At 65.4% G+C, this 11,842-nt stretch carries 12 protein-coding genes; 4 read left to right on the forward strand and 8 right to left on the reverse strand.

Features of this window, described 5'->3' with window-relative positions:
- Window positions 1–253: 253 nt before the first annotated feature.
- Entirely contained in the window at window positions 254–487 is a 234-nt protein-coding gene (locus tag JDO7802_RS17860; protein ID WP_144430517.1) for an FAD-dependent oxidoreductase, read from the forward strand.
- A gap of 301 nt (window positions 488–788) precedes the next feature.
- Here the strand turns inward: JDO7802_RS17860 and JDO7802_RS02740 are convergent, their stop codons facing one another.
- Genes JDO7802_RS02740 through JDO7802_RS02770 form a run of 7 tightly spaced genes read right to left on the reverse strand, consistent with a single transcriptional unit; the run spans window position 789 to window position 8,547 of the window.
- The gene (locus JDO7802_RS02740) at window positions 789–2,270 is read right to left on the reverse strand and encodes a M81 family metallopeptidase (protein ID WP_055082348.1); all 1,482 of its coding nucleotides are present in this window, start codon (window positions 2,268–2,270) and stop codon (window positions 789–791) included.
- A gap of 12 nt (window positions 2,271–2,282) precedes the next feature.
- On the reverse strand, window positions 2,283–3,230 hold the full coding sequence (locus JDO7802_RS02745; RefSeq protein ID WP_055082350.1) for an ABC transporter ATP-binding protein: 948 nt from the start codon (window positions 3,228–3,230) through the stop codon (window positions 2,283–2,285).
- A complete protein-coding gene (locus JDO7802_RS02750) occupies window positions 3,227–4,177 on the reverse strand; it encodes an ABC transporter ATP-binding protein (RefSeq protein ID WP_055082352.1) in 951 nt (316 codons plus the stop codon). The genes JDO7802_RS02745 and JDO7802_RS02750 overlap by 4 nt, the downstream gene beginning before the upstream one ends.
- A gap of 2 nt (window positions 4,178–4,179) precedes the next feature.
- Entirely contained in the window at window positions 4,180–5,064 is an 885-nt protein-coding gene (locus tag JDO7802_RS02755) for an ABC transporter permease (protein ID WP_083480976.1), read from the reverse strand.
- Window positions 5,061–5,990: an ABC transporter permease gene (locus JDO7802_RS02760; protein WP_055082354.1), complete on the reverse strand. Its 930-nt coding sequence runs from the start codon at window positions 5,988–5,990 to the stop codon at window positions 5,061–5,063. Before JDO7802_RS02760 ends, JDO7802_RS02755 begins: the two co-directional genes overlap by 4 nt.
- A 60-nt stretch (window positions 5,991–6,050) precedes the next feature.
- The gene (locus JDO7802_RS02765; RefSeq protein ID WP_055082356.1) at window positions 6,051–7,634 is read right to left on the reverse strand and encodes an ABC transporter substrate-binding protein; all 1,584 of its coding nucleotides are present in this window, start codon (window positions 7,632–7,634) and stop codon (window positions 6,051–6,053) included.
- Window positions 7,635–7,659: 25 nt separating this feature from the next.
- Window positions 7,660–8,547, reverse strand: a complete 888-nt coding sequence (locus JDO7802_RS02770; RefSeq protein ID WP_055082357.1) for a MurR/RpiR family transcriptional regulator — start codon at window positions 8,545–8,547, stop codon at window positions 7,660–7,662.
- A 131-nt stretch (window positions 8,548–8,678) separates the two neighbouring features.
- On the opposite strand from JDO7802_RS02770, the gene JDO7802_RS02775 reads away from it, so the two are divergent.
- Complete coding sequence (locus JDO7802_RS02775) at window positions 8,679–9,800, forward strand: NAD(P)/FAD-dependent oxidoreductase (RefSeq protein ID WP_055082360.1); 1,122 nt, start codon at window positions 8,679–8,681, stop codon at window positions 9,798–9,800.
- Window positions 9,801–10,071: 271 nt separating this feature from the next.
- Here JDO7802_RS02775 and JDO7802_RS02780 read toward each other — a convergent pair whose 3' ends face one another.
- Window positions 10,072–10,692: a LysE family translocator gene (locus JDO7802_RS02780; RefSeq protein WP_055082361.1), complete on the reverse strand. Its 621-nt coding sequence runs from the start codon at window positions 10,690–10,692 to the stop codon at window positions 10,072–10,074.
- Window positions 10,693–10,861: 169 nt separating this feature from the next.
- On the opposite strand from JDO7802_RS02780, the gene JDO7802_RS18655 reads away from it, so the two are divergent.
- Together JDO7802_RS18655 and JDO7802_RS18660 are read left to right on the forward strand one after the other, a co-directional pair.
- Window positions 10,862–11,041, forward strand: coding sequence for a cupin domain-containing protein (locus tag JDO7802_RS18655; RefSeq protein WP_187298079.1), 180 nt, complete (start codon window positions 10,862–10,864; stop codon window positions 11,039–11,041).
- 110 nt (window positions 11,042–11,151) lie between these two features.
- Window positions 11,152–11,793 carry a helix-turn-helix domain-containing protein gene (locus JDO7802_RS18660; protein ID WP_055082365.1) on the forward strand — a complete coding sequence of 214 codons (642 nt, stop codon included), beginning with the start codon at window positions 11,152–11,154 and terminating at the stop codon, window positions 11,791–11,793.
- Window positions 11,794–11,842: the final 49 nt, after the last annotated feature.

An 11,842-nucleotide genomic window follows, 5' to 3' on the forward strand; every position in this document is an offset into this window, starting at 1 on the left:
CGCCCAGGCCCTGTCTTTGAAGCCATTGGGATACGAGTCCCTGTTTAATCGACGGCTCCGACACTACTCCCGTCTCCAGCGAACTCACGCCGATCTATTCGCATATCGTTTTGACACCGGTTTACATTGACGACATGTCGTAGCTTCTGGCCACAAAGGCATCGTCACCGGGAGAGCACGGTCGCCTGATGCTTACGTTGCTCGGGTTTGAGACCAGACTTGCGGCAACTCGTCAGTTTGAGCGCGAAGTTCCCTGTATTCACTTCGTTGCCGGCCGCTCGTCGACTGGGTGCGCAGATGTCATCCAGAGGTCTCAACGAGGGATGTCCGACCCCTGGCGGGACCTCGACCAATGATACCCGAAATGCTACCCTGGGTGATGCGAGGCAAACAGAAGCCCCTGCTATACAATACCGGACACGGTCATCTCGGCTGGACACTCGCCTCAGCAACCGCCGCGCTCGTGGCGGATCTGGCAGTAGCCTAGGAGTGCCGCCTAGCCCGGCGCTCGGGATCATTCCATACAAGTCTCATCGGGTGACAGGGCTGGAACTGGTCTTACCAAAACAGATCCGGACCGTCACCGACCCATTCGGCCCGGAACAGTGACATCTCGCGGTAAGCACCGGGCCTGCGGACAGCGATCTGGGATGGCACCCGGTTGCTCTAGATGTCTTTGGTGCGGGACGATCAATGAGATCTCTCGATGCAAATTCGGTCTGTGTCCTGATTTTAGATAAAGGTGCCGCCGACCTTTCGTGACGGCGGGACGGAGCTGCTCCGCTGCGTCACGTATCGAGCGGGAAGATCGGGCGAAGGACATTCTCGTAGTCGAGTGTGCCATAATTGACCGTGCAGAGTGCCCCGCTGTCGCAGATTATGATGCGTCCCGCGATTGGGGCGAAAGCGGCGCGGAAGTGCTGCATGGACCGCAGGGCGATGACATTGCACGCGCGGGGGGCGATCTCGAAGGTTTCGAATTGGGCGAGATCGAGCATCTGGTGGGCGATACTGACGACGAGAATGTCGATGCCTTCGACACGTAAGACAGCAGTCGCACCGAAACTGCGCTGCTGTCCCCCGAGGATGGGGCCATTCCCCACCACCGCTCCATCGCCGCGCCAGCGCAGGGTTCCCGTGACATGAATGGGACCGCCGCCGAAGCGCGGGTCGGTCTGCCCGCCCAGAGACAGGGAGACAGTCGCCCCGACACGCTCCCGTTGAAGCCGCTCCGCCGCTTCGGCGTCGATCATCGGGCCGAAACAGGCATCCGTCACGCCGGCCTCCAGCAGCGCCGCGAGCAGGTTGGTCGAGTCGCCATAGGCACCCGAACCGGGGTTGTCGGCATAGTCTGCGATGACGAGCGGGCTGCCCCCGGTCCAGGTTGCGGCGATGGCGGCGGCCTCCCCGACCGACAGATAAGTGTTCAGCGCTTCGTGCCGGCGGTTCCACATGTCGTCCGCGATCTCTTCGGCGATCACCTGGGGCGGGGTCGGCCCGTCCGTCCCGCGGTCATATGTGACGAGAACCGTCGGACCGACGAAGGCGACGTCGGCGCAGGGGAAGGCCCCGTTGATGCTGACCGCGAGAATATCGGGCCGGGCTTCCGCCGCGCGGGCCAGCGCATGCCGCTCGATCATCGGACCGAGGTCGGTCCGTCCGCCATTCGCCTCCTCCAGCATGGGACGATGGGCGCGCGAGGTGGCGGGGCGGATCTCGCCCGTCATGGCCCGGTGCAGCAGTTCGGCCACGCGGCGCCCCGTCGCGCGGATGTCGACATGGGGATAGGTCGTGTAGCTGACGAGGATCTGGGCGCAGTCGCACATCTCGGGGCTGACGTTCGCATGGGGGTCCAGCGTCACGGCGATGGGCAGGTCGGGCCCTACGACGGCGCGGAGGCGGCGCAGGATTTCGCCCTCGCCGTCATCGTGGGATGCAGTCACCATCGCGCCGTGCAGCATCAGCAGAATGCCGTCCCATTCGCACTCGGCTGCCGCAGTGAGAAGCGGCGCACAGAGCGTGTCGAAAGCGTCGTCAGTGACGCGTCCGCCCGGTCCAGCGGCGGCGCTGCCAATGTGGGTGACGCCCCAGTCGTGCAGGCGCGCGACGTCGAGGAGGCCGGCCAGTTCGGTGTTTGCATCACCGCGCGTGGCAATGGCCGTGGGCCCGTCGAGCAGGTATCGGTCGCGGAAGGCGGCGAGGTCGGTCGGGCGAATGTTGAAGGTATTCGTCTCATGCGAGATTTCGGCGGTCAGGACGCGGAAGGACAATTTTGGGGTCTCTTACAGGGGATGATGACAGGCGACAGGGTGCCCGCCGCGGCGTTCCAGCGCGGGCGGATCGGTCCGGCAGAGTGCATCGGCGTTGGGGCAGCGGTCCGCGAAGGCGCAACCGGGCGGCAGGTCGAAGGGCGACGGGACTTCACCCTCCAGGGGCGCGATCACACGGCGCATGGCCGGGTCGGGCGCGAAGGTGCTCTCCATCAGCGTACGCGTGTAGGGGTGACGCGCCGGGCGGTCGGTGTCGGGCAGCGCCTCGACCACGCGGCCAAGATACATCACCAGAATCTCGTCGCAGAAGTAGCGCACCAGGCTCAGATCGTGGCTGATGAACAGATAGGTGAGGCCCAGCTCCGAGCGCAGATCCTCCAGCAGGCTGACGATCTGCGCCTGCACCGAGACATCGAGCGACGCGGTTGGCTCGTCGAGGACCAGGAGCGACGGGCGGAGCGCCAGCGCACGTGCTATCCCGACGCGCTGTTTCTGGCCGCCCGAGATCTGATGCGGAAAGCTGGATGCCAGACCGGGGTTGAGGCCAACCATCGTCAGCAGAGCCTCGATCTCGCCGGGATCGGGCGTACGCCCCTGTACCACGAATGGCTCGGTCACCGCGCGGGCGACGGTGTAGCGCGGATCGATGGCGGAATAGGGGTCCTGGAACACCATCTGCATCCGGGCACGCAGCTTGCGCATTTCGCCCGCCGACTTGGCCAGCAGGTCATCTCCGTCGAAGCGAACGGTGCCGGACGTGGGCTCGATCAGGCGCAGGATCAGGCGCGCGAGCGTGGACTTGCCGCAGCCCGACTCGCCGACCACGCCGATGGTGCGGCCGCGCGCCAAATCGAAGCCGACGCCGTTGACGGCGTGCATCACGCGGGCCTTACGAAACGGGCCGCCGGGGGCGGTGAACCGCTTGGTCAGGTCGCGGACCTCCATGAGATTGACCGTCATGGCGCGACGCCGGGGAGGTGGCAGGCGACGGCACCGGTGGCGTTGGGTTCGAGTTCCGGGACGATGCTCGCGCAGACCTCCTCGGCCCGGTCGCATCGTGGGTGAAAGGGACAGCCCGGCGGGTAGTTCAGCACCGTCGGCACGGTTCCCGCGATCCCGGTCAGTCGTGCCCCGTCGTCGAGGCCGCGCGGGATGCAGCCGATGAGAGCCTGCGTGTAGGGGTGCTGCGGCGCGTCGAAGATGTCGCCCACCGGGCCCTGCTCGACGGCGCGTCCGGCATACATCACCACGACCCGGTCGCAGGTTTGCGCGACGACGCTCATGTCGTGGGTGATGAGGATGAGGGCGAGATCGCGGCTCTTCACCAGATCGTCGAGGAGCCGGATGATTTGCGCTTGAACGGTCACGTCGAGCGCCGTCGTCGGCTCATCGGCCACCAGCACATCCGGGTCGGCGGCCAGCGCCATGGCGATGACGATCCGCTGCTTCATGCCGCCCGACATCTGGTGCGGATAGCGGTCGCAAATCGTGGCCGGGTCGGGGATGCGCAGTGTGCCGAGGATCTCCACGGTGCGGGCGCGGGCCTCGCGGGCCGTCATCCCGAGGTGGAGGACAGCTACGGCATCGACCTGCGGACCGATGCATTGCAGCGGATCGAGCGAGGTCATCGGGTTCTGGGTGATGAGGCCGATGCGCCCACCGCGAAGGCGACGGTAGGCCTTCTCCGTCAGCGTGGTCAGTTCCTGCCCGTCGAAGGTGATGGAGCCCGCGGTGATGCGCCCGCCGGCCAGCGGCAGCAGGCCCATGACCGCCATCGCGGTCAGCGATTTGCCGGAGCCACTTTCGCCCACGATGCCGAGCGTTTCGCCCTTCGCCACATCGAAGCTGACGCCGGAGAGCGGGGCGACTGCGCCGAAAGCGACTTGAAGGTTCCGAACCGATAGCACTGTCAAGCGCCCCTTATCCGGTCGCGAATGTCGAGGGCGCGGATCAACTCGTCACCGAACAGGTTCACCATGATGACGGTCACGGCGACGACCACACCCGGAAAGATAATGACCCACGGCGACAGGAAGAGCTGGGCGGTGCCGCTGGACATCATCGCGCCCCAGCTTGGCGTTGGGGGTTGCGCGCCGAGGCCGAAGAAGCCCAGCGTCGCCTCGAGCACGATGCCGTCGCCGATGGCGAGCATGCCGACCACGATCACCGGCGCGATCGCGTTCGGGAGCAGGTGGCGCAGGAGGATGTGGTGCGGCTTGGCCCCGAGGTTGATCGTCGCCTCGATGAACGTCTCGCGTTTGAGACGTACGATCTGGGCACGGGTGAGCCGGGTAAATTGCGCCAGGTAGGCAATGGCGATGGCGAAAGTGGTCGAGGTCAGGCCAGGGCCGATGATGGCCACGAAGATCAGCGCGATGAGGATGTCGGGAAAGGACCACGTGAGGTCGACTACGGTCATCACGCAGCGCTCGAAGAGCCCGCCGAAGTAGCCCGCCGCGGCCCCGAGCGTCATGCCGACAGTAATGGAGATGGCGATGGCCGTGGCCGAGACCGACAGCGAGGTGCGCGCGCCGTAGATCACACGGGAGAGGACGTCGCGGCCGAACTGATCTGTGCCCAGCAGATGCGGCCAGCCCGGCGGCTGGTTACCGTTCATCAGGTTCTGGGCCGCGTAGTCGAAGGGCGTGATCCAGGGCGCGAAGATCGCCGTGAGCAGCAGCAGGACGAGGAAGCCCCCCGCAACCTTGCCCAGGATCGACCCGAACGCGCGGCCGAGGGATGTGTTTCCGAAGCCGCTCATCATGCGGGCCGCCGTTCCTGTCATGCTCGTCATGTCTTCGCCTCTCTCACGCGGGGATCCATCGCGGCTTGCGCCACATCGCCGATCAGTGTGCCGAGCATCACAGCCAGCGCCAGCATCAGCAGACAGCCCTGCACCACCGGATAGTCGCGCTGCCCGAGCGCGCGGATCAGGAGCGAGCCGAGGCCGGGGCGCCCGAAGACGAACTCCACCGTGACGGCCCCGCCGAGGATCCACCCGATGCGCAGGGCCAGGATCGTGACGACGGGGAGCATCGCGTGGGGCATGAGGTGACGGAACAGGATGGTGTTCGCCGGCAGGCCCTTGGCGTGGAGCAGCGTCACGAAATCCTCCCGCCGGGCGTCCATGAGGGCCACGCGGGTCACGCGCGCCACGAGGGCCACGCCGCCGAACCCGATGGTCAGCACCGGCAGGACCAGCGCGTCCCAGCCTTTCGCACCCGAGACCGGGAACCACTGGAGCTGTACCGCGAAGGCAAGGATCAGCAGCAGCGCCAGCCAGAAGCCGGGGACGGTGGAGCCGAGCAGGATGAAGCCGCGGACGAACTGCTCGACAACGGCGTTGCGTGTGGTCGCCGACACCGTGCCGAGCGCGATGCCGACGATGGAAGAGAAGGCGAAGGCGGCGGCCCCGAGGCGGAGCGAATAGGGCAGGTTGTCCCGGATCAGGTCGGCGACCGGCCGGCGCAGCACGATGGCCTCGCCGAAGTCGCCCTGGAACATCGCGAGGACCCAGCGGACGTATTGCACCACCAGCGGCTGATCCAGCCCGTATTTGGCCACGAGGGCCGCGCGATCGGCGGGGGAGGAGCCGACGCGCAGCAGGTTGTCCACCGGATCGCCCGGCAGCAGGTGGACGATGGCGAAGATCACGACTGAAATGGAGATTGATACCGGGATCAGCATCAGAACCCGAAAGAAGACGTATCGCAGCAGCATGGATCGCCTCCGTCCGTTCAGGCAGGTGCCCGCCCCCCGAAGGGAACAGGCGTTCGGCATTTATTCAGCTGGCTTCATGTCGAGCACGGTCTGCGACCGGAACCGGGTGCCGCGCACCGGATCGGGCACGCTGACGCGGTCGGCATTGAAGGCGAGGTTCGTGGTCGGCTGGTAGATCGGAACCATCAGGTGCTGGCTCAGGATGTACTCGTGGTAGGCGGTGAAATTGGCGATGCGCTCCTCCGAATTTGCACTGCCCTCCATCGCGACCTTGTTGAGCTGCTCGCCCTCGGGGTCGTTCCACATCGACACGTTCGGATAGCCCAGACGCTCGCCGGAGAAGAACCAGTCGAGAATGTCGGAGTTGTTCCAGTCGTAGGCGCGCACGGCGAGCTGATGGCGGTTTTCCTTGTACTCGTCGCGGATGGTGGAGCTGTCGAAGACGGTGATATCGGCCTTCATGCCGATGGCCGCCAATTGCGCCTGCACCACCTGCGTGAGCACGGTGAACTCGCTGCCGTTCTGGGTGAAGAGCTTCACCTCGAGCGGCGCGCCGTCCTTCATGCGCACGCCGTCGTCGCCCATCGTCCAGCCCGCCTCGTCGAGCAATGCGCCGGCCCGCTCCGGGTCGTGGGTGACGTTGAGCGCGGGGTCGACGGTCGCTTCCGGCAGCGAGGAGATGAGGAAGTTGTGCGCCGGTGCTCCCACGCCCTTGTAGATCGAGGCGACGATGGCCTCCTGGTCGATGGCGAGGCCGGTCGCCTCGCGGACGCGAATGTCATCGAAGGGGGCCGCGGTCACGTTGATCGGCATGTAGCTGATGCCGGTGCCGGGCATCTGGATCACGGTGACGTTCGGCTCGGCCTTGAGGACCTCGATGAAGTCGGTGGGGATTCCCAGCAAAACGTCGACGCCGCCGGTCTTCAGCTCCAAAAAGGCGGTGGACTGGTCGGGGATTTCCCGGAAAGTGAGGCGCTCGAAATGCGCGACCCCTTGATTTTCCGACAGGTCTGAGGCCCAGGCGTGGTCGTCGTTGCGCACGAGGACTGTCTCCAGCCCGATGTCGAACCGTTCCAGCTTGAACGGTCCGGTGCCGACGGCACCCGCGACGCCGTAGTCCGCGCCCATCTCCTCGACGGCGGCCTGACTGGGGATACCCATGAACGCGGAGCCGAGATTGTAGAGCAGGTTCGGCTCCGGCCGGTTCATGACGAATTTTACCGTCAGCGGGTCGATCACTTCGACCGATTCGATGGCGGCGGTCAGGAAAGCGTTCTCCGTGTCCGCGTAGTCAGGGATCCAGTCGGCGACGGTCTGTGCGTCGAAGGCGGTGCCGTCGTGGAACGTGACCCCCTCGTGCAGCTTGAACGTCCAGGACATGCCGTCGGACGCCTCTTCCCAGGAGTTGGCGAGGTGGGGGTGGAACGACTGATCGGCGTCCTGCTCGACCAGACGGTCGTAGATCATCGACGTGGCCGTGTTGAGGTTGGAGGACGTCACCGGATCGTAGGAGGTGGCCCCCAGTTCGCCCGCGTCGAAGGCGATCACGGCTTCCTGAGCGAAAGCACTCGACGCCACGAAGGCGGTAAGGGCGGCCACGAGCGCCGTGCCCGATAGAAGTTTCGTCATGGTCTGATGTCGCATCGGAGTCGTCCTCATGGGGGATGGGTCAGGGTTTGGATCGGGTCCGCGCGGCGGCTGAGCCGAGATGGCCGGTGAAGCGGTCGTAAAGGTCGGCGACGCGGTTCATCCGGTCCTCGACCTCGGGGCCAAGCTCCATGAACACGCCGTTGACGAGCAGGTTGGCAAGACTGGCCATCTGTGCCGTCGACTCCCAGAACAGGTTGAAATGCGTGGGCACGACGAAGACTTCGGACGCGACTTCACGCGCCCAGTCGCAATAGGGGTCGGTGATCAGCGTCACGGGAATGCCCGCCGCTTTCGCTTCGCGTGCAAGATCGCGGGCGAGGCGCGAGTAGCGCCGCGCTTCGAAGAGCACGAGGGCGGTGCCTTGCGGATCACGGGCGAGCAGCGGCGCGAAATTACCGTCCGATAGATCCAGCAGCTGTACGCCGTCTCGCAGGTACTGAAGCTGATTGACGAAGACCTGCGCCATGCCGCGCTCGGTCTGGAACCCGGCCGCGAAGACGGCGTCTGCCGTCGCGAGGCGGCGGACCACAGTGGCCCAGGCGTCCGACTGCGCCAGTTCGTAGACCGCGACGAGCGCCGCCATTTCCAGCTCCAGCCCGCCCGCCAGCTGGTCCTCTCCGGCCCGATGCCGGCTTTGCAGATCGCGAAGCCGGTCGCCGATCAGCCACGGCCCCTCGCCCAGTTCGGCGCGCAGGTACGACTTGAGATCCTTGAACCCGGTATAGCCCAGGCGCCGGCAGAACCGTCCTACGGTCGGTTCGCTGACCGATACCTTGGCGGCGAGACTTGCCGCGGTCTCGAACGGCAGAGTCGCGGGTTCGGCCAGCATGTAGGCGGCAAGGGCGCGGTCCGCCCGCGATGCGGAGACGGAGGCTTCGGTCAGGCGTTGGCGCAGTGGCTTGGTCATCCGGTCTCCTCCGCTGCTCCACGGTAGATAGAAAACTTTCACGGAGTCAAACAAATTGAAAAAACTTGCATCTGTGGCCGAGCCACGTCATTCCGGCGGGGCGCTCGCTACGCGCGCTCTGGGAGGACCGAATGATCCATGATGTCATCGTGATAGGTGCCGGAATGGCCGGTGCCTCGACCGCCTTCGAGCTGTCGTCCGAAGCCTCCGTTCTTCTTCTCGAAGCCGAAACGCAGCCGGGATACCACTCCACCGGCCGCTCCGCCGCGCTCTTCACCCGGAACTACGGCAGCCCCCTGGTCCGGCGGATCAACGCGCTGAGCGAGCCGTTCTTCCGTGATCCGCCCGCGGGATTCATCGAAGGCCCGTTGTTACATCGGCGCGGTGCCGTCGCCGTGGCTTCGCCCGGAAGCGAAGACAGGCTCGATGCTCTTCTGACTGCCGGGACGACCGACGATCCGGTGGGCGAGATATCCTGCGCCGATGCATTGGCGATGATCCCTTTCCTGCGCCCGGAGCGGGTCGCGCGGGCCGTGACGGAACCGGGCGTGACCGACATCGATGTCGCGTCTCTCCTGCAGGCCTATCTGCGCGGCTTCCGCGCGCGCGGCGGCCTGATCGCCACAAGCGCGCGGATCACGGCCCTCGCACGGGTCGGCGGCGTCTGGGCCGTGACAGCGGGCGGCGTCACGCACCGCGCGCCCACCGTGGTAAACGCGGCGGGGGCCTGGGCCGACGCGGTCGGTGCCATGGCCGGGGCCGCCCCCATCGGACTCGTGGCCAAACGGCGGACGGCGATCGTGATCGACGCGCCCACGGGGGTGGACGTGGCCGCGCTGCCTTGCGTCGATTTCGTGGCGACGGATGCCTACATCAAGCCGGAAGCCGGCAAGCTCATGGCCTCCCCCGGCGACGCCACACCGGACGTGGCGCAGGACGTGCGCCCCGACGAAATGGATATTGCCGTCCTCGCCGATTGGATCGGTCGTGAAACCACGATCGAGGTCCGCCGTATTTCTCACAGCTGGGCCGGATTGCGATCTTTCGTGCCCGACGAGGGGCCGGTCGTCGGGCGAGCCCCGGAAATCGATGGGTTCGTCTGGAACGCGGGCCAAGGCGGCTATGGTATAATGATGGCCCCGACGCTTGCCCGCGCTGCTGCCGCTGCTTGCTTCGATCGTGGCCTTCCCGACGATATGGCCGCGGCGGGCCTCCGGTTCGAGGACTTGAGTTCGGATCGAATGCGCAGGTGATCGATAAGAGCCGATCCCGCCGAAGTAGATTACGCCACCCAATGACCGATTCATTGCCCATTGCTGCCGTTCGCTTGGGATTGCGCCGCCGCAGTGCGGCTTCCCCATAGCTGACGCTGGCCATGGCGTGCAGCACTCGTATTAGCCAGATGGCCGCAGTGCGGACGAAGCTCCCCTTTGTTCATTCGATCAGAACGTCGGCTTACGGTATCCGCTTGGAACGCCCGAGGCTGGAACGGGGCGGAGCTGTCCGGCCGACCAGTCTTTTGCATCATACCCCGAACTCAGCTGTCCCGAAGAGCATCCAAGCCATCGAGATTACGAGCAGCGCGGCCATCGCGCCGTTGAACCAAGCAATCCGGTTGCCGTGGGCGACAAACCGGGTGAGCGAAGCACCGGCCAAGGCCCAAATGGAGATCGCGGGCACGTTCACGAGGAAGAAGAGACCTATCAGTATTGCGAGGCTGAACAGGTAGGTCTCCGGTACGGTGTAAGTTACGGGCAGGATGAGGGCCACGGCCCAGGCCTTCGGGTTCACGAGCTGGAACGACGCTGCCTGGAGGAACCCGATCGGCGCGCTAACCTCGGGTCCGCCCGCGCTCGGCTTGGCCCGACTGCGGACGATCTTCGACGCGAGGTAGAGGACATAGGCAGCGCAGGCGAATTTCAGCACGGTCACAACGCTCGAATGGGTGTGCATCACCTGCCCAAAACCAAGTCCGAGCACCGCGACCATCGACAGGAAGCCGAACGAGATACCGAAAACGAGCGGTAGCGAACGGCGGAACCCGAAGGTCGCGCCCGACGACAGCAGCAGGACGTTTCCCGGTCCCGGCGAGATCGACATGACGAAGGCAAACCCCATGAGGGCGATGGCAGTCTCGAAGGGCATGGATGATCTCCGGCACGAGGTTGCGGTCTCGAACCGGCTGCGGTTCGTTCCTTGCACCGTGCCAGTGCAAGCCAACCCGAACACCACCCGTTCGTCCAAGATACATGCCCAATAGTCCCGCGTGCAGGACAATGTGACTGAATACGTCTATCATCGACGCATGATAGCGATGGATATCCTTACCGACCTCTTCGAGACGCTGCGATTGCGCAGCCTTCTCTCCTTTGTAGCGAACCTGCGTGCGGAGGATGCAATGGCTATCCCCGCCGAGACCAACGTCGTTCGTTTCCATCTGGTCCGCCGCGGCGGCTGCACGATGGAGGTGCCGGGCCTTCCGGAGCCGATGTAGCTGAAACGGGGGGATCTGGTTCTCATCCCGCACGGGGCTTCGCAAGTTTTGCGCGGAGTAGGGTCTGAGGAGCGTGATCCTGTCTCCCTGCCCACTTTGGTCGAAGCTGGTTGTCTGACGGGGGCATCCTCAGTGCCGGTCCAGGTCCGATCGATGCGTCACTGCTCTTTGGCTATTACCGGTTCGAAGACGGTGCGGATCATCCTCTTCTGACCTCCCTTCCAGCCGCGATGATCGTGCGGGACGGCGCGGCGGGCACGGACCCTTGGACAACCGCGGCCTTACGACTCATCGCGTTGGAAGCCGATCGGATGGGTGATGGCGCGGGCGCGATTCTGACCCGCGCGGTGGAGATCGTCTTCGTGCAGGCCATCCGCGCTGCCATCGCCGACCTCCGGGACATGTCCAACGTGTCCAGCTTTCTTGCAGCGCTTGCGGACCGGCATTTGACCCGTGCCCTCACAGCGATCCATGCAACGCCAGCCGCACCCTGGACGCTGACGCAACTTGCGCGGGAAGCGGGCCTGTCGCGCACCGCCTTCGCCGAACGCTTCGCAAAGACAGTCGGTCAGCCCCCCATGGCCTACCTGGCCGGCTGGCGCGTCACCCTGGCCGGGCATCTCCTTCGGGATGGGAACCTGTCCACTGACGAGATCGCCGAGCGCGTCGGCTATGCCTCACCTGCCGCCTTCGCCCGCAGGTTTAAGGCTGCGACAGGGATTGGACCGGGGGCATATCGACGGGCAAACTGAAGCATGTAGATCCATCTCCTGCCGGTCTGTGCGCCTCTACCTTCACGAC

Source organism: Jannaschia donghaensis (assembly GCF_001403795.1).
GTDB classification, from domain to species: domain Bacteria; phylum Pseudomonadota; class Alphaproteobacteria; order Rhodobacterales; family Rhodobacteraceae; genus Jannaschia; species Jannaschia donghaensis.